Annotated in this window: 16 protein-coding genes; 15 read left to right on the top strand and 1 reads right to left on the bottom strand. The window is 62.2% G+C overall.

The genetic code is table 11. The features are described 5' to 3' along the window. Positions 1-583: 583 nt before the first annotated feature. From truA to C9F12_RS10510, 14 genes are all read left to right on the top strand, one after another. Positions 584-1,606 carry a tRNA pseudouridine(38-40) synthase TruA gene (gene truA, locus C9F12_RS10575; protein WP_108448849.1) on the top strand — a complete coding sequence of 341 codons (1,023 nt, stop codon included), beginning with the start codon at positions 584-586 and terminating at the stop codon, positions 1,604-1,606. After that, positions 1,606-2,244: a phosphoribosylanthranilate isomerase gene (locus C9F12_RS10570; RefSeq protein ID WP_108448848.1), complete on the top strand. Its 639-nt coding sequence runs from the start codon at positions 1,606-1,608 to the stop codon at positions 2,242-2,244. The genes truA and C9F12_RS10570 overlap by 1 nt, the downstream gene beginning before the upstream one ends. Before the next feature lie 81 nt (positions 2,245-2,325). Further along, positions 2,326-3,540, top strand: coding sequence for a tryptophan synthase subunit beta (trpB, locus tag C9F12_RS10565; RefSeq protein WP_181248630.1), 1,215 nt, complete (start codon positions 2,326-2,328; stop codon positions 3,538-3,540). A gap of 15 nt (positions 3,541-3,555) precedes the next feature. Further along, positions 3,556-4,359: a tryptophan synthase subunit alpha gene (gene trpA / locus C9F12_RS10560; protein WP_108448847.1), complete on the top strand. Its 804-nt coding sequence runs from the start codon at positions 3,556-3,558 to the stop codon at positions 4,357-4,359. Positions 4,360-4,432: 73 nt separating this feature from the next. After that, entirely contained in the window at positions 4,433-5,500 is a 1,068-nt protein-coding gene (gene accD / locus C9F12_RS10555; RefSeq protein ID WP_108448846.1) for an acetyl-CoA carboxylase, carboxyltransferase subunit beta, read from the top strand. A 3-nt stretch (positions 5,501-5,503) separates the two neighbouring features. Continuing rightward, positions 5,504-6,877, top strand: a complete 1,374-nt coding sequence (folC, locus tag C9F12_RS10550; RefSeq protein ID WP_108448845.1) for a bifunctional tetrahydrofolate synthase/dihydrofolate synthase — start codon at positions 5,504-5,506, stop codon at positions 6,875-6,877. After that, positions 6,874-7,551 (top strand): SPOR domain-containing protein, encoded by a 678-nt coding sequence (locus tag C9F12_RS10545; protein ID WP_108448844.1) that lies wholly within the window; start codon positions 6,874-6,876, stop codon positions 7,549-7,551. Before folC ends, C9F12_RS10545 begins: the two co-directional genes overlap by 4 nt. After that, on the top strand, positions 7,551-8,153 hold the full coding sequence (locus C9F12_RS10540; RefSeq protein WP_071211105.1) for a CvpA family protein: 603 nt from the start codon (positions 7,551-7,553) through the stop codon (positions 8,151-8,153). The genes C9F12_RS10545 and C9F12_RS10540 overlap by 1 nt, the downstream gene beginning before the upstream one ends. A 69-nt stretch (positions 8,154-8,222) precedes the next feature. Continuing rightward, positions 8,223-9,740: an amidophosphoribosyltransferase gene (purF, locus tag C9F12_RS10535; RefSeq protein WP_045992459.1), complete on the top strand. Its 1,518-nt coding sequence runs from the start codon at positions 8,223-8,225 to the stop codon at positions 9,738-9,740. A gap of 110 nt (positions 9,741-9,850) precedes the next feature. Next, positions 9,851-11,041 (top strand): O-succinylhomoserine sulfhydrylase, encoded by a 1,191-nt coding sequence (locus tag C9F12_RS10530; RefSeq protein ID WP_240184228.1) that lies wholly within the window; start codon positions 9,851-9,853, stop codon positions 11,039-11,041. A 235-nt stretch (positions 11,042-11,276) separates the two neighbouring features. Next, entirely contained in the window at positions 11,277-11,861 is a 585-nt protein-coding gene (locus C9F12_RS10525; protein WP_108448842.1) for a cytochrome b, read from the top strand. Between the two features lie 142 nt (positions 11,862-12,003). Further along, a complete protein-coding gene (locus C9F12_RS10520) occupies positions 12,004-12,585 on the top strand; it encodes a YceI family protein (RefSeq protein ID WP_108448841.1) in 582 nt (193 codons plus the stop codon). 183 nt (positions 12,586-12,768) lie between these two features. Then, a complete protein-coding gene (locus tag C9F12_RS10515) occupies positions 12,769-14,067 on the top strand; it encodes an MATE family efflux transporter (RefSeq protein ID WP_108448840.1) in 1,299 nt (432 codons plus the stop codon). 218 nt (positions 14,068-14,285) lie between these two features. Further along, positions 14,286-15,545: a D-amino acid dehydrogenase gene (locus C9F12_RS10510; protein WP_045992464.1), complete on the top strand. Its 1,260-nt coding sequence runs from the start codon at positions 14,286-14,288 to the stop codon at positions 15,543-15,545. Between the two features lie 455 nt (positions 15,546-16,000). On the opposite strand, the gene C9F12_RS10505 is transcribed toward C9F12_RS10510, so the two are convergent. Beyond that, positions 16,001-16,960 carry an integron integrase gene (locus tag C9F12_RS10505; protein WP_108448839.1) on the bottom strand — a complete coding sequence of 320 codons (960 nt, stop codon included), beginning with the start codon at positions 16,958-16,960 and terminating at the stop codon, positions 16,001-16,003. A gap of 348 nt (positions 16,961-17,308) precedes the next feature. On the opposite strand from C9F12_RS10505, the gene C9F12_RS10500 reads away from it, so the two are divergent. Beyond that, positions 17,309-18,166 carry a hypothetical protein gene (locus C9F12_RS10500; RefSeq protein WP_108448838.1) on the top strand — a complete coding sequence of 286 codons (858 nt, stop codon included), beginning with the start codon at positions 17,309-17,311 and terminating at the stop codon, positions 18,164-18,166. Positions 18,167-18,182 lie beyond the last annotated feature (16 nt).

Genomic DNA, 18,182 nt, shown 5'->3' with positions numbered 1-18,182 from the left:
CCTTGCATATTTTAGGTTAAATGCTACAGACGTCGCCCAAACATATTCGAGTGAAACTGTCGCAAGTATTGTACTGATGGGCTAGGACGAGATTGCGAATATATAGATGAATGTGTAGGGCTTTTTTTCACCAAACAAAAAGATAGATATCTCTTTTTTAACTTGTTTTTTTGCCTTTATTTTTCAGCGTATTTCTCATTAAGTGTGCAGTCTTGATTTGGCGGGTGGCGGCGAGTCATTGCACATCTGAACTTGATAGAAAAGCTGGATGGGCAAAAGTAAGTGATTCCAGGGAGAAGAAAGTGAGAAAAATTACGCTAAGAGAGCTGGAGGGGGGCACCACAGAAGTCGATAGAGCGTAGTTGGAGTGTCGTCGTTGGCTTCCAGGTCGCTGAAATACGATGTGAGGCAGTCGGAGGCGTAATGGCCAATCGTTCCCCGAACATGGTGATCCCCATTGTGGGAATAGGCGCAGGAGGACGTGTGCAACGACTTGAGAAGCGCCGCTACTGGCCGCATGGCCGGTGATAAGGGATAATGCGTCCCTCGTTGTCTCCACCGCTTTCTTTGCTCAGCAGGTCGTATGTCCTTCTTTCACCATCTTGATGAACGTACCCCCCTCAAGGGTCGTCTGGCGCTCAGCGTCGAGTACGACGGTACCCACTATTGCGGTTGGCAGCGGCTCAAGCACGCCCCGTCGGTGCAGGGGGCGGTGGAGAAGGCGCTGGCCAAGGTGGCGGGTGTGCCGATCACGTTGCATTGCAGCGGACGCACCGACTCAGGCGTGCACGCGACCCGCCAGATCGCCCACTTCGACCCGCCGGTGGAGCGTTCCGAGAAGGCCTGGGTGTTCGGCGGCAACGCCAACCTTCCCCGAGACGTGGCGATCCGCTGGATTCGCGAGGTGCCCGACGAATTCCACGCCCGCTTCAAGGCGTTGGGCCGGCGCTATCGCTACGTCATCCTCAATCAGCCGAGTCGCCCGGTGCTGGAGCGTGCCAACGCCACCTGGTGCCGCGACCCGCTGAATGCCGACGCCATGCACGAGGCCGCCCAGGCGCTGGTCGGCGAGCACGATTTCTCGAGTTTTCGTGCGGCTGGCTGTCAGTCGAAGACGCCCTGGCGCCACCTGCACTTTATCGAGGTGCATCGCCACGGCCCGCTGGTGGTGGTGGACCTTCAGGCCAACGCCTTCCTGCACCACATGGTGCGCAACATCGTCGGCGCGCTGGTGACGGTGGGACGGGGTGAGCAGGGCACCGACTACATCGCGCGACTGATGGCACTCAAGGATCGCAAGCAGAGCGATGTGACGGCGCCAGGCTGTGGGTTGCACTTCGTCGACACCCTGTACGACCCCGAGTGGCAACTGCCCGCCGAACCCTTGGGGCCGAATCTGCTGGCCTTCCTGGGGGAGTGGACAGGAGAGCGCCCGCTGCCGGACTGCCCCATGGTGGAGTTTCGCCGCGGACGTCCGATCGCCGAGACGCGCAGGGCGGTACGTGCCGAAGAGCTCGCCGACGGGCTCGCCGACGGGCTCGGCGACGGTTTCGCTGAAGGACCTGCCGGCGCTTCGGCGGCGCACGCCGCGGACAAGGAGTCCTGATGATTGCTTCCGCGCACCGTACCCGCGTCAAGTTCTGCGGCTTTACCCGCGAAGAGGATATCGACGCCGCCGTGGCGTTGGGCGCCGATGCCTTGGGCTTTGTGCTGTGGCCCGGCAGCAAGCGGGCGGTCAGCCTGGAGCGGCTGGCCGAACTCGCGGCGCGGGTGCCGGCCTTCGTCACCCGGGTGGGGCTGTTCGTCGATGCCGACGACGAGACCATCGAAAGGGCACTGCCGTGTCTCGACCTGCTGCAGTTTCACGGTAGCGAGAGCGCCGAGGCCTGCGAGCGCTTTGCGCGCCCTTATATAAAGGCGCTGAGAATGCGCGACGGCCTCGATCTGCACGAGGCCGAACGCACCTACGCCGGCGCCCAGGCACTGCTGCTGGACGCCTATCGCCCAGGCGTGCCCGGCGGCACCGGTGACACTTTCGACTGGTCGCGCATCCCGTCGTCGCTGGCAAAACCTGTTATCCTCGCCGGTGGCCTGTCGGCGGACAACGCCGCCGAGGCGATTGACCGGGTGAGGCCCTTTGCCCTCGACGTCTCCGGGGGCATCGAAAGCGCGCCGGGCGCCAAGGATCCAGAGCGCATGCAGGCCTTTATGCGCGCCGTGGGGCAGGGCGACGCCCGCCGCTGACGCGGCAGCAGGCCCCACGCCCGGTAGCGAGCGACCATCACCGACTTTTTATTCAGCCAGTTTATCCGCAAGGAGTCCGACGTGAGCAAGTTCAGTGAACTGACCCAATGGCCTGACGCTCGGGGGCACTATGGGGCCTACGGAGGTCGCTTTGTCTCGGAAACCTTGAGCTTTGCGCTGGACGATCTGAGCCGCACCTACGAAAGCCTCAAGGACGATCCCGACTTTCAGGCCGAATTTGACCATGACCTCGCGCACTACGTCGGTCGGCCGTCGCCGCTCTATCACGCCCGGCGCTGGTCTGCACAGCTTGGCGGTGCCCAGATATGGCTGAAGCGCGAGGATCTCAATCACACCGGCGCCCACAAGGTGAACAACACCATCGGCCAGGCGCTGCTGGCCAAGAAGAGTGGCAAGCCCCGGGTGATCGCCGAAACCGGCGCCGGTCAGCATGGCGTGGCGACCGCCACCGTGGCGGCGCGGCTGGGCCTGCGCTGCGACGTCTACATGGGCGAGGCCGATACCGAGCGTCAGAAGCTCAACGTCTATCGCATGCGCCTGCTGGGGGCCAACGTCATTCCGGTGACTTCCGGCACCCGTACGCTCAAGGATGCCATGAACGAGGCGCTGCGCGACTGGGTCACCAACGTCGACGATACCTTCTACATCATCGGCACCGTGGCGGGGCCGCATCCCTACCCGCAACTGGTGCGTGACTTCAACGCGGTGGTCGGCCGTGAAGCGCGGCGCCAGTCGCTCGAGCAGTTCGGCAAGCTGCCTGACGCGCTGATCGCCTGCGTCGGCGGTGGCTCCAACGCCATGGGGCTGTTCTATCCCTTCGTCGAGGACGACGGCGTCGAGATGTATGGCGTCGAAGCCGGTGGCGACGGGGTCGAGACCGGCCGTCACGCTGCGCCCCTGGCCTCCGGCGCGCCCCGCGGCGTGCTTCACGGCAACCGCACCTACCTGATGTCCGACGAGGGCGGCCAGGTCAGCGATACCCACTCGATCTCGGCGGGCCTCGACTACCCCGGTGTCGGGCCCGAACACGCGCTGTGGAAGGACGTCGGCCGGGTCAACTATGTGGCCGCCAACGACGACGCCGTGCTTGAGGCCTTCCGTGAGCTGACCCACGTCGAGGGCATCATGCCGGCGCTGGAATCGGCCCACGCCCTGGCCCACGCCAAGGTGCTGGCGCCGACCCTGTCCCCGGACCAGAACATCGTGGTCAACCTGTCCGGACGTGGCGACAAGGACATCCTCACCGTTGCCAAGATCGACGGAATCGACCTGTAGGAGCTAGAGAATTCCATGTCTCGTATCGATAAACGTTTTCGTTCTCTCGCCGATCAGGGTCGCAAGGCGCTGGTTCCCTACATCACCGGGGGCGATCCCACCCCGGAGGTGACCGTCGACTACATGCACGCACTGGTCGAGTCCGGCGCCGACATCATCGAACTCGGGGTCCCCTTCAGCGACCCCATGGCCGACGGCCCGGTCATCCAGAAGGCCTGTGAGCGTGCCTTGAAGCACGGCACCCGCCTGACCGACCTGCTGGCCATGGTGGCCGAGTTTCGGCGTCAGGACGACGACACCCCGGTGGTGTTGATGGGCTATCTCAATCCCATCGAGCGCATGGGTATCGAGCGCTTCGCCCGCGAGGCGAGGGCGGCCGGCGTCGATGGCGTGCTGGTGGTGGACATGCCGCCGGAAGAGGCCGATGAACTGGGGCCCTTGCTGGAAGCCGAGGATTTGGCGCCAATCTTTCTTGTCGCCCCTACCACTTCCCCAGAGCGTGCCGCTACAATATGCGCCCACGCGCATGGCTATCTCTACTATGTGTCGCTCAAGGGAGTGACCGGCTCGGCGAGCCTCAACGCCGACGATGTGGCGGCCCATCTGGCGCCGCTGCGCGAGCTGACCGATCTGCCCCTGTGTGTCGGTTTCGGTATCCGCGACGGCGCCTCCGCCGCGGAAGTGGCTAAGGTTGCCGATGGCGTCATCGTCGGCAGTGCCCTGGTCTCACGCATCGCCGAGCACTGTGACGCTCCCCGCGAGGCCATCGCCGAATTGAAGGCGGTGATGACAGAGATACGCCAGGCCCTGGACGCCTGAGAGGCGATCGGGGAAGAGATTCGACCCTGTCGTCGGCCACCGCCGGCGACCGTAGCAACGGAAGACTTCTGACATGAGCTGGCTAGACAAGATTGTGCCCTCGGTGGGCCGCATTCAGCGCAAGGACCGCCGGGCGAGCGTTCCGGACGGTCTCTGGCGTAAGTGCCCCAAGTGCGAGTCGGTGCTTTACCTGCCCGAACTCGAAAAGCACCACAACGTGTGTCCCAAGTGTGATCACCATCTGCGCCTGACCGCGCGCAAGCGCCTTGACTGGTTCCTCGACAAGGAAGGTCGCGAAGAGATCGCCGCCGACCTCGAGCCGGTGGATCGTCTCAAGTTTCGTGACTCCAAGAAGTACAAGGACCGCCTGGCCGCGGCCCAGAAGGACACCGGCGAGAACGACGCCCTGATCGCCATGCGCGGTTCGCTGGATGGCCTGCCGGTGGTCGCGGTGGCCTTCGAGTTCACCTTCATGGGTGGCTCCATGGGGGCCGTGGTCGGCGAGAAGTTCGTGCGTGCCGCCACTATCGCTCTCGAAGAGGGCCAGCCGCTGGTGTGTTTCTCGGCATCCGGCGGTGCGCGCATGCAGGAAGCGCTGTTCTCGCTGATGCAGATGGCCAAGACCTCCGCCGCGCTTGAGCGCCTCAAGCAGGCCGGCGTGCCCTATATCTCGGTGTTGACCGATCCGGTGTTCGGTGGCGTGTCGGCGTCACTGGCCATGCTCGGCGATCTCAACGTGGCCGAGCCCAACGCCCTGATCGGCTTTGCCGGTCCTCGGGTCATCGAACAGACGGTGCGCGAGAAGCTGCCTGAAGGCTTCCAGCGCAGCGAGTTCCTGCTCGAACACGGCACCGTCGACATGATCGTGCATCGCCACGAGATGCGTTCGCGGCTGGGTGGGGTGCTGCGCAAGCTGACCCATCAACCTGCGGTAGGTATCGCCGACGACAGTGAGCCCGACCTGGTGGACGCCGCCGAAGCCGCCGAGCGTGACCTGGCGGTGGCCATGGCAGACAGTGAAGGCGCCCAGGCCGAGCACGCGCCGGAGACGGCCGAGCAGCAGACGCAAAGCGATGAAGCCGATGCTGTCCAAGGCGAGGAGCCGAAGGACGGCGAACGCACCCAGGACACACCGCGCTAGCCCATGGACAACGACGGTCTGCCCACCACACTGGATAGCTGGCTCGCCCGACTCGAGGCCGCCCACCCCGTTGGCATCGATCTGGGCCTCGAGCGGGTCGCCTGTGTGGCACAGCGTCTCGGTCTGACCGAGAGGCCGATTGCACGCCGGGTGATCACCGTCGCCGGCACCAACGGCAAGGGGTCCACGGTGGCCATGCTCGAGGCGCTGGGACGGGCCCATGGGCTGTCCACGGCGGCCTACACCTCGCCCCATCTGGTGCGTTACAACGAGCGCCTTCGGCTGGACGCCAGCGAGGCCAGCGACGAGGTGCTGATCGAAGGCTTCGTCGCGGTGGAGCAGGCCAGGCTCGCGCCATCCCCGGTCAGCCTCACCTACTTCGAGGTCGGTACCCTGGCCGCGCTGTGGACCATCGCCAGGCGCCAGCCCGACCTGGCGGTGCTGGAGGTCGGCCTCGGTGGTCGCCTGGATGCGGTCAATGTGGTGGATCCGGATGTGGCCGTGGTGACCACCGTGGCTCAGGACCACGCCGCCTTCCTGGGCAACGATATTGCCATCATCGGCCGCGAGAAGGCCGGGATCATGCGTACCGGGCGCCCGGCGGTGCTGGGCAGTCGTGACCTGCCCTCGAGCGTTGCCGACCATGCCCGTTCGCTGGGTGCGCCGATCTTTGCGCTCGGTGAGGCCTTCGCCCATTCGGGCCGCCATGCAGGCCCTCAAGCAGCACCTTGTGCAGGACCTGATGGCGAACAGGGCGGCTGGTCGTGGCGCGGCAGCGACGCGCAAGGCCAGCCGGTCGGCCTGGAACGACTAAGCGATCCCGGGCTGCCGCTGGACAACGCCGCTTCTGCGTTGCAGGCACTGTGGCTGGCCCTTGGTGAACTCGATCCAGACGCCTGTCGCCAGGCACTGGCCGAGGTGCATCTTCCCGGGCGGATGCAGTGGCGCGGTAACTGGTGCCTTGACGTGGGTCACAACCCTCACGCCGCCAACTACCTGGCCGGGCGACTGGTCGAACGGCGTGAAGTGCAACGGGAGGTCCAGGGGCGGACCCTGTGTCTGATCGGCATGCTCGAGGACAAGGACGCCGAGGGGGTCATCGCCGCGCTGTCGCCGGTGGTGGACGCCTGGCTGCCGGTGACGCTCGAAGGCGATCGCGGACGTAGCGCAGCCGACCTCGCGGCACGTATCGAACATCAAGGTGGCACCATCCTTCACCACGCCGATAGCGTCGATGACGGCGCCGACTGGCTCGAATCGTGCGTCGAGTCGGCAGATCGTGTACTGGTGACGGGATCCTTCTTCACCGTGGCTGCCATACTGGCGAGATGGAGCCGCCAGTCCAGTGGCGGTGGCGTCATCGAGGGAGCGACATGAAATACGGAATGCGTGAGCGGATCAGCGGGATCATTATCGTGGTGGCGCTGGGCGTCATCTTCGTGCCGATGTTGTTTGATGAGCCCGAATCCCCCGAGCAGCGGCCGGACCCGGTGCTGACCATCGACCCGCCGGTGGATGTGGAGCGCCGCGACGTGCCTGAGCCCACCCCGCCGGAAGGGCTTGGGCAGATTCAGGCACCGGTTGCCCCTGGCGAGGGCAATGCTTCGCAGGCCGACCAGGGCCAGAGCGAACCCTCCGAGTCCAGCCAGCCACAGCAGGTGGATCCTGAACCGGCGCAGCAGGTGGCCGAACAGGCGTCCTCCGAGCGCCAGGCCGAGCCCGAACCGGCACCCGAGGCCAGCCAGCCGCGGGAAGATCCTATCGCCGCCCTGGCGCGCCAGGCCGAGCAGCGCACGACGAGCGCCCCCACCGCGGTGGAAGGCGGTGAGTGGGCGGTGCAGGTGGGCAGCTTCGGCGAGGCCGGCAACGCCCAGCGCCTGATGCAGAAGCTGCGTGACCAGGGTTACCCCGCCTACTCGCGTGAGCGCAACAACTCGCTGACCACGGTCTACGTGGGCCCCTTCGGCGCGTCCGAGGACGCCGAGGGCGTGATGAGCGAGCTCAAGTCCCGGGAAAATCTGCAGGGGCTTCTGGTCAAGGTGGATAGCTGATGCTGGTGACATGGGTGGACTGGGTCTTCGTCGCCGTGCTGGCGCTGGCCGTGGCGGCGGGGTTCGTCCGTGGCCTGGTGCGTGAGGCGCTGGGCCTGGCCAGCTGGATCGTGGCGCTTTTGGCGGCACGCATGTTCGCCGAGCCGGTGGCCGAGGTGTTGGGCAACTGGATCGACAGTCCGGACGGCCGGCTTATCGTGGCCTTTATCCTGATCATCGTGATCACGATCCTGCTCGGCGGCATCCTGATACGGATGATCCAGGCGGCGGTGGAGTGGGCCGGCGCCGGCTTTCTCAACCGCCTGACCGGCGCCTTGTTCGGTGGGGTGAAGGCGGCAGCGGTGCTGACCCTGGTCACGCTGCTGATCGGCTTTACCCCGCTGGATCAATTGACGGCCTGGCAGGATGCCAGCGTGCGCCCCCACTTCGAGCAACTGCGCGACTGGGGCCTTGGCCAACTGAGTGATTTCGAGGGCAGCCTGCCGGACTTTCCCGAGTCCCTGCGCGAGCTGCCCCAGGCAGAACCATCGCCGCCGACCGGTGGCGAGGCAGAGGGATCTGCCATCGACGATGCGAAGCAAGGTGCCACAAGCACGCTCTGACTTCGCCAGTGACAGACGACTCTTGCGCTGGCCCCCGGGCGGCGTTTCACGGTAAATGAGGTAAGTTGAATGTGCGGTATCGTCGGCCTGATGGCCAAGCAGGCGGTTAACCAGGCAATCTACGACGCCCTGACGGTGCTGCAGCACCGGGGTCAGGACGCGGCGGGCATGATGACCTGGAACGAGGGCCGTTTCCTGCTGCGCAAGAGCAACGGTCTGGTACGTGACGTCTTCCACACACGCCACATGGCGCGCCTGAAGGGCAACCTGGGCATCGGCCACGTGCGCTATCCCACCGCCGGCTCGTCCAGCGAGGCCGAGTCGCAGCCGTTCTACGTGAACTCCCCGTACGGTCTGGCGCTGGCGCACAACGGCAACCTGACCAACTCCGAGCAGCTCAAGAAGGAACTGTTCTCCTCGGATCTGCGCCACATCAACACCAGCTCAGACTCCGAGGTGCTGCTCAACGTCTTCGCCCATGAGCTGGGTAAGCAGGGGCCCCATCTGCTGCCGGGCGACATCTTCGACGCCGTGCGTCGGGTGCACCGTCGTTGCCGCGGTGGCTACGCTGCGGTGGCGGTGATCAACGGTGTAGGCCTGGTCGCCTTCCGTGATCCCCAGGGCATCCGTCCGGTGGTCTTCGGCACCCGCGATCAGGGCGAGGGCCAGGAAGTGATGATCGCCTCCGAGTCGGTGGCGCTGGACGTCGGTGGTTTCGAGCTGGTGCGCGACCTGGCGCCGGGCGAGGCCATCTTCGTCGACATGGATGGCAACTACCACACTCAGTCCTGTGCCGATCGTCCGCTGCTTGCCCCCTGCATCTTCGAGCACGTCTACCTGGCGCGCCCCGATTCGCTGCTGGACGGTGCCTACGTCTACGGCACCCGCCTGCAGATGGGCCGCAAGCTCGCCGATCGCATCAAGAGCGAATGGCCGGATCACGATATCGATGTGGTCATCCCGATTCCCGACACCTCGCGCACCTCGGCACTCGAGATGGCCCAGCACCTGGGGGTCACCTATCGCGAAGGCTTCATGAAGAACCGCTACATCGGGCGTACCTTCATCATGCCCGGGCAGACCCAGCGCAAGAAGTCCGTGCGCCAGAAGCTCAACGCCATCGATATCGAGTTCAAGGGCAAGAACGTGCTTCTGGTGGACGACTCCATCGTGCGCGGCACCACCTGCAAGCAGATCATCCAGATGGCCCGCGACGCCGGCGCCAACAAGGTATACTTTGCCTCTGCCGCGCCTCCCGTGCGTTATCCCAACGTCTACGGCATCGACATGCCCGCCGCCAGCGAGCTGATCGCCCACGGCCGCAGCGAGGCCGAGGTGGGTGAGCTGATCGGCGCCGATCGTATCGTCTACCAGGACCTTGAGGACCTGAAGGCGGCCTGTCGTGAGGTCAATCCGGCGCTGGCCGAGTTCGACTGTTCGGTGTTTGATGGCAAGTACATCACCGGCGACATCGACGAGGCCTACCTGTCCGATCTCGAGGCTTCGCGCAACGATGGCGCCAAGCAGGATCAGAGCGCTGGCGATCACGCCCTGGTCGGCATGCACAATCAGGACGATATCGACTGATACCCAACAGCTAACCGCAGGGCGTCGTCGGTCGGCAGGGGGAGTGCTCGAATGCGCTCTCTCTCTACCCGTCCGAGTCGACGGCACCCTGGCGAGTGATGGAGACGGATATGCTGGACCCGACGCAGGACGAATGGAACCTCGAGACCCTGGCCATCCGGGCGGGGCACGATCGCACCCAGGAGCAGGAACACTCCGAGCCGATCTTTCCGACCTCGAGCTTTGTCTACGGCAGCGCAGCCGAAGCGGCGCGCAAGTTTTCCGGTGATGAGCCGGGCAACGTCTATTCGCGCTTCACCAACCCCACGGTACGCACCTTCGAGCGTCGCCTGGCGGCGATGGAAGGGGGCGAGCGCTGTGTAGCCACCAGTTCCGGCATGGCCGCCATCCTGTCCACCGCGCTGGCACTGCTTCAGGCCGGTGACGAGATCGTCGCCTCGCGCTCGTTGTTCGGCTCCACCGTCAGCCTGTTCGACAAGTATCTCGGCAAGTTCGGTATCACCACACGCTATGTGGAGCTTTCCGATCTGGACGCCTGGGAAGCGGCGATGACCCCGGCGACTCGGCTGCTGTTCGCCGAGACGCCTTCCAACCCGCTGTCCGAGGTCGTCGATATCGAAGCGCTGGCCGAACTGGCCCATCGCCACGATGCCTTGCTCGCCATCGACAACTGCTTCTTGACGCCGGCGCTGCAGCGGCCGCTGTCACTGGGCGCCGATCTGGTGATCCATTCGGCCACCAAGTACCTGGATGGCCAGGGGCGCGCCATCGGCGGGGCCGTGGTCGGGCGTGACAAGGAGCTCGAGGAAGTCTTCGGGGTGGTGCGGACCTGCGGTCCATGCCTCAGCCCGTTCAATGCCTGGATCTTCACCAAGGGACTGGAGACGCTGAACCTGCGGATGAAGGCTCACGCCGCCTCGGCGCTGGAACTGGCGCGCTGGCTTGACGCTCACCCGGCGGTAGAGAAGGTTCACTACAGCGGACTCGAGAGTCATCCCCAGCACCAGGTGGCGAGCCGCCAGCAGCAGGGCTTCGGCGCCGTGGTCGGGGTCGAGGTCAAGGGCGGGCGCGAGCAGGCCTGGTCAGTAGTCGATGCCACCCGCATGCTGTCGATCACCGGCAACCTGGGGGATGCCAAGACCACCATTACCCACCCGGCGACCACCACCCACGGGCGCCTGTCGGACGAACAGAAGGCGACCGCCGGCATTTCCGAGAACCTGCTGCGCATCGCCGTGGGGCTCGAGAATCTCGACGACATCAAGGCTGACCTGGCCAGGGGGCTCGACGCCCTGGCCTAGAGGTTCACCCGAGGCTGCCATGTTGGAGCCTCCCCATAGTGATGTGTTGAAGCGCTGCTTTACCACGACCGCCGCACGAGTCCGCTCGTCGGCGGTCGTTGCGTTACGGGGGAAGGGCAGCAGTCAGGCACGCCATATCGCGGTTTTATCGTATCTATCGTTCGAAATTTTTCCACGGTTTGCCGTCTAAAGATGCGTTAAGCTCGATTTCATCGATTAATCAAAGGACGTTGGCATGTGGCGAAATTCACGCCAGGGGTGGGGCCTGTTCGCCATCCTGCTGCACTGGACAAGTGCGCTGGCGATTCTCGGTCTGTTCGCCCTGGGCTGGTGGATGACCGGTCTCGACTACTACAGCAACTGGTACAACCTGGCACCCTGGTGGCATCGTGGCGTCGGCATGTTACTGCTGTTCGTGGTGGCTGGCCGCATTCTCTGGCGGCTGGTGCAGCCATCCCCCGAGGCCCACGGTTCAGCGCTTGAGCGTCGTGGAGCGGCGCTCGGCCATCTGGCGCTGTATCTGCTGATGACCACGGTGCTGATCAGCGGGTATCTCATCTCCACCGCCGACGGCAAGGGCATCGCCGTGCTCGACCTGTTTACCGTGCCCGCGCTGATCAGCGACCTGCCGGAGCAGGCCTCCCGCGCCGGCGTGGTTCACTGGTACAGTGCGCTGGCGTTGATCATCCTGTCGGCGGGCCACGCCCTGGCGGCCTTCAAGCATCACTACCTGGACCGTCAGGACACCCTGGTTCGCATGGTCGACCCGCGCCTGGCGCGTCGGACCAAGCCAGAAAAGACCACCGGGGAGCAGGCCTGAAGACGCCAACGTTACCCTGCGACCGCCGGCAAGTGTTGTCCGGACGTCAAGAATCGACCGGCCCGAGCCCGATGCATGACTCGAGGTCGGTATAGAGAAAGAGTGCTGACGCAATCACCGCGTAACCATCAAGGAGAGTGACATGTTCAAGAAGACCGCCATCGCCGCCCTGACCGCCGCCTCGCTGCTGCCGCTGGCCCAGGCCCAGGCCGCCGACTACGCCATCGATTCTGAAGGCCAGCACGCCTTTATCCAGTTCAAGATCAGCCACCTCGGCTATTCCTATATTCTGGGTAGCTTCGAGTCCTTCGACGGTACCTTCAGCTACGACCCGGAAAACGTCGAGGCGGCGTCCGCCGAGGTTGAGGTCGATGTCACCAGTTTGAATACCAACCACGCCGAGCGCGACAAGCACATCCTGAGCGGTGACTTCCTCGACGCCGGTGAGTATCCGACCGCCACCTTTACCTCCACCGGCTTTGAATCTACCGGCGATGGTGAAGGTGTGCTGAGCGGTGACCTGACCCTGCACGGTGTGACCAACAGCATCGAGATGCCGGTGACCCTGCTGGGCGAGGGTGACGACCCCTGGGGCGGCTATCGCGCAGGCTTCGAAGGTTCCACCGAGCTGGCGCTGTCCGACTACGACATCGACATGAGCAAGTTCCCCGAGCCGATGCACAACCTTGAGCTCTACGTGACCTTCGAAGGCATTCGTCAGTAACACGCCTTGGTCAACATGACGAAAGCCCCGGGACAGGTGCCCGGGGCTTTTGCCGTTGAAGGAGGCTGAGCGAGGGTTCGTTATGGCTTACCATAAGCGGCCTATCTACCATCCGGAGACACCGTGCACCTAAGTTCCGACTCTACCTCCCTGGGGCGCACCCTGTGGCAAAAGACCTGGCCGATGGCGATCGGAGTGTTGTCGCTGCTCGGCTTTCAGCTGGTCGACTCTGCCTTCGTCGCGCGCCTGGGCACCGCTCCCCTGGCGGCCCAGTCCTACACCTTTCCGCTGTCGTTTCTGATCATCGGCGTACAGGTGGGCATGGGGATCGCCATTGCCGCCTTGATTTCCCGGGCGCTGGGCGGAGGCGAAGACGACCGCGCCCGGCGTCTGGGCAGTCTGTCGCTGATGATGGGGACAGTCGCTATCGGCTTGCTGGCGCTGGTGTTATGGGCCCTGCAGAGTCCCATCTTCGGGGCCCTTGGGGCCGACGCTCACGCGCGGGAGCTGATTCGCGCCTACTGGGCACCCCAGCTGGTCGCCGCCTGGCTAGGGGCGGTGGTGTACTTCGGCTACAGCCTGTTTCGTGCCCACGGTAACACCAGCTTTCCCGGCAGCATGATGGTGCTGACCAGCCTGGTGAACCTGTGTCTCGATCCGATTCTGATCTTTGGTATCGGCAACTGGGATGGGCTGGGCCTGCCCGGGGCCGCCTGGGCCACGGTGCTTGCCTTTGGCAGCGGCCTTGCCTTGCTCGGCTGGCAGTTGAAGGGGCGCCACTGGCTCGCGTTCGAAGGCCTCCGGGAGGAATGGCGGCTATCGGGGCGGTCCTTTGCGGGGGTCGCCTGTCCCGCCATGGTCAGCCAGTTGATGCCGCCACTGGCGGCGATGCTGGCGATTTCCACGGTGTCACGCCTGGGCGAATCCGCCGTGGCGGCCTGGGGACTGGCCAGCCGTCTGGAGACGGTGTCGCTGATGGTGGTGCTGGCGCTGACCATGTCGCTGCCACCCTGGCTCGGCCGCTGCTACGGCGCCGGCGACTGGGCCCAGGTGCACCGCCTGATGCGCCTTGCCCTCAAGGTGGTGGTGGTGTGGCAGTTGATGCTGGGTGTGTCGCTGGCGCTGGCTTCGCCCTGGGTCGCCCGTGCCCTGGCCGGCACGCCGGAGGTCAGCGAATCGCTGATGGTGCTGATGCGCTTCATGTTGCCGAGCTATGCCGCGCTCGGGGTGTGCATGCTGGTGGTGTCGGCCGGCAATGCCCTCGGCTGGCCCATGCGCGCCATGTTGCTGTCTGCCGCGCGGTTGTTCGTGTTCTACCTGCCGTGCCTGTGGCTCGGTGTAATGCTGATCGGCGGTGTTACCGGCCTTGGGCTTGGAGCGGGGGTTGGCAACCTGCTGGCGGGGCTTGGCGCCTACCTGTTGCTGCGACGGACCCTGTCGCGTCCCAAGCGTAGCGGCAAGGGTGAAATGCAGGGTAGTTGAATCAACTATATTAAGGTCGATGAAAGAACGTAAAGTCTGCTGATGGTGACTACTTCGATATCACCGTTCGCAAAAGGTGGGTAAAAAAGAATAAAACACTTCAGACTCGACCCTATACTCCTCTCATTGCAGGCCGTGGCCATTGGCCACGGCCTATCTCATGCTCAACGCCCGGGATCGGGACGGGCCATCGACAACGAGAACAGAGGAGTGGCGACATGAAGGTACTGGTACTGGGAGCGGGTGTCGTAGGGGTTACCACCGCCTATTATCTTGCCCGTCAGGGACACGAGGTAAAGGTGGTCGATCGTCAGCCCTCCGTGGCGATGGAGACCAGCTACGGCAACGCTGGCCAGGTATCCTTCGGCTTCTCTTCCCCCTGGGCTGCCCCGGGCATCCCCCAGAAGGCGGTCAAGTGGATGTTCCAGGAACACGCGCCACTCAAGATCCAGCCCAAGATGGACTCGAACATGGGTCGCTTCATGATGCAGATGCTCAGCAACTGCAATCCCGACAGCTACGCCCTCAACAAGGAGCGCATGGTCCGCGTCGCCGAGCACAGCCGCGCCTGCATCAATGCGCTGCGTGACGAGACCGGGCTGCGCTACGAAGATCGCCAGCGTGGCCTGCTGCAGCTTTTCCGTACCGAAAAGCAGGTCGAAGCGGTGGGCAAGGACATGAAGGTCCTCGAGCAGTGCGGCGTGCGTCATGAACTGCTGGACGCCAGCCGCATCGCCCAGGTGGAGCCGGCGCTTGCCCGTGTGCCCGGCAAGTTTGTCGGTGGCCTGCATCTGCCCGACGATCAGACCGGTGACTGCCACCTGTTCACCAATCGTCTGGCCGACTACTGCCGCGAGAAGCTCGGTGTCGAGTTCATGTTCAACACCACCATCGAGCGGCTGACGCGGGTCTCCGGCAAGGTAGAGGCGGTGCACACCAGCGCCGGCACCCTGACTGCCGACGCCTACGTGATGGCGCTGGGCAGCTACTCGCCGTTCCTCGCCCGTGACCTGGACATCCGCCTGCCGATCTACCCGGTCAAGGGCTACAGCCTGACCCTGCCGGTGGTCGATGACGGCGGCGCGCCCCAGTCCACCGTCATGGACGAAACCTTCAAGGTGGCGATTTCGCGCTTCGACGACCGTATCCGTGTCGGCGGCACTGCGGAGCTGGCATCCTACGACCTCAGCCTGGCCGAGAAGCGTCGTGCCACCATCTCCATGGTCGTGCGCGATGTGTTCCCGGAAGGCGGCGATCTGGCCAAGGCCGAATTCTGGACCGGCCTGCGCCCGATGACCCCGGACTCCACACCGATCATCGGCGCCACCAAGTACGACAACCTGTGGCTCAACACCGGCCACGGCACCCTGGGCTGGACCATGAGCTGTGGCAGTGCTCAGCTGTTGTCCGACCTGATCGACGGTCGCACGCCCGCCATCAACCCCGATGGTCTGGCCGTATCCCGCTACGCCGCCTGAAGCCTGAGGCTGTAGAGGCAAGACAAGGCATAGCGTCAAGGCACAGCGCCAAGACACAGCCGCCACCAAACGACACCCCCGACGGGCCTTGCCCGCCGGGGTGTCGTTGTTTGTGGTGATAACGTGCAAGGTGGGCTGGCGAATTGCATCCCCGCTTGGGAAAAGGGCCGAGGCAAGACGTGTCGACCGATGTCTCGGCAAAGCTCGAATCCCCGGATATGTCGGTATATGCTGAAAGGCAACAACTAAACTTAGCCATAATGGCAGACGATCCAGGTCGATCAGGGCAGGGAAGCTAGGACGCCTTGTTCACGTTAGCCGAAGTCATGCTGATGTCAGGGAAGGAAGTGGCAGCAATCGCCATGGAAGGGGCGTGTCTATGTGACATTCTCCCGCGGTAGCCTGCCTGTAGGGTAATCGGCAACCGGAATATCCACGCCGGGCCGGTGTCGTTGCTATAGCAGATCCAATGGGCTGGATGTGCCAGCAAACCGTTTGCCGATGACATGGGTATAGATCTGTGTGGTTCGGACATCGGTGTGGCCCAGCAATTCCTGCACCGTACGAATGTCCTGACCTGCCTCAAGCAGATGGGTAGCAAAGGAATGTCGGAAGGTATGACAGCCGACCCGCTTGTCCACGATACCTGCTTGTTTCACCGCCACCTTCAGCGCCTTGCGAGGGACCGAGTCGTGCAGGTGATGCCGACACAGAACTCCCGAAACAGGATGGGCACATAGGCCAGTGGAAGGAAACACGAACATCCAGGCCGGTTGGCGGTAGGCACCTGGGTATTTTTTACCCAGCGCAAAGGGCAGCGAAGGGCCTACCCCCCGTGCGACATCCTCGCGTTGCAGGGACAAGGCCATCTGCATCTGTTGAGTTAGTCCCGCCATCAGGGTTGTGCTCAGCAAGGTCTTGCGATCCTTGCCTCCCTTGCCGCTGACGACGGTCAAGGCCCCTGTACCGAAATCGATGTCTTTGACACGAAGCCGAAGACATTCCGCGATACGTAGCCCACTGCCATAAAGTAAAGAGAAGGTCAGCCAGTTTCGTCCCGACATGCACGACAGGATTGCCGCGACCTCGGCACGCGTCAGTACGGTGGGAAGCCTACGATGTTGGCGAGCATGCTTGAAGTCGAGCGGTCCCAACTCGACACCAAGAAACTTGTGGTACAGAAAGGCGAGAGCATTTAACGCAATCTTTTGCGTATTGACCGAGACACCGTTGTCGTTGGCGAGCGATGTCAGGAAGACGCGCACCTCGGGTGCACCCATCTCAGCAGGATGTCGGCGTTGGTGAAACAAGATGAATCGCTTGATCCAGTGCAGGTAGGTTTTTTCTGTTCGAATACTGTAGCCACGCAAGCGTAGATCTCGGCGGATGGACTCCAGGAACGGGCTCTTGCTCATGTGCAACCTCCAAAATACGGTAACTATACATTCATACAGTATATCGAGAAGCGTCCAGCTGACGCGCCTGGAAAGCAACAGAAGAACGCATGTTTTCTCCGCACAAATTCTAGAAAAAAGGCAGAACATCAGAGAGATGTGAGCAGAGTCCGGTGGAATGTCGCGCACACTTTCGCAGGAATTCGAGCATGCGCGTATTGGCTACTAAGGGCGGAGAAGGGATAGAATGAATTTACTGGTAGTATCAAGAAGATGTGACGTATTTTACGCAGATCCGGGCGGCGAAAATTTAAGCACGCATACGATTAAAAATGTTAGAACGTTACCAAGAGTCATCCTAATAAGCGTATGAAAAGTTACGGAATCTATGGTTACGAAATATCTAAACGTGCTGAGTTTGACGATTTTAATTTGATACCTTTGACGGATAACTATACGACAGCCAAAGAGAGGGCTAGTGATCTAAATAGTTATCATTTGACTGGATTTCTTGAAATAAATGGAAGTAATTCATTAGATAACAAATCGTTGCTCTTTGATCTCCAAGGTGTTCTATCATTTATTGATCAGAAAAATGTTATAATAACGAATGAATTGCGCGTTCACGAAAGTTATAATGATTTAGATGAAGATTATCCTAGACAGCTTACAGCTTTAAAAAGAATAAATGGCGGTGGTGGTGTGATTTTGGGAGATACATTCTCCCCCACTTCTCGAAAGAATTTTATAGTAATGGCACTCGCCAAGCTAAAAGAATCGGATATAGAAGGCGGGCCATTTCGAACTGCTTTTTTCAAGTCGATTGAAGTATTTAGGGGAAGTGATAGTTTCATTGATTTCAACTATTATCTGCTGTTTTCTGCATTAGAGTCATTAGCCAGATTTCATTTAGATGATTACAAGTCGAGCAATTGCTCAACGCCAATAGCAAAATTTTTGAAGCCATATGGATTCGATATTTCTCAAGACAATGTAGACAGTATGGCGAAGGCCGTTTCAACATATGCTCGTATCCGTAATGCCTTATTCCACAATGGAAAGTTGGAGTGTGAGGTAAATATTAACGGACGAATGAAGAAGATCGATATTTTTGACTATTATTCACAATTCAGTATGTTGATACCGTTAGTTCTTATTAAATATATTGGTTTTGATGATGGGCACATAAACTGGAACTGCTGGCTTGATAGAATGCCATTTAAATAACAATGTCAACGTCGTT

The sequence above is a fragment of the Halomonas sp. BN3-1 genome (assembly GCF_003056325.1).
Classification (GTDB): domain Bacteria; phylum Pseudomonadota; class Gammaproteobacteria; order Pseudomonadales; family Halomonadaceae; genus Halomonas; species Halomonas litopenaei.
Note: the sequence above shows the minus strand (reverse complement) of the source record. Positions and strands in the feature narration are given on the sequence as shown.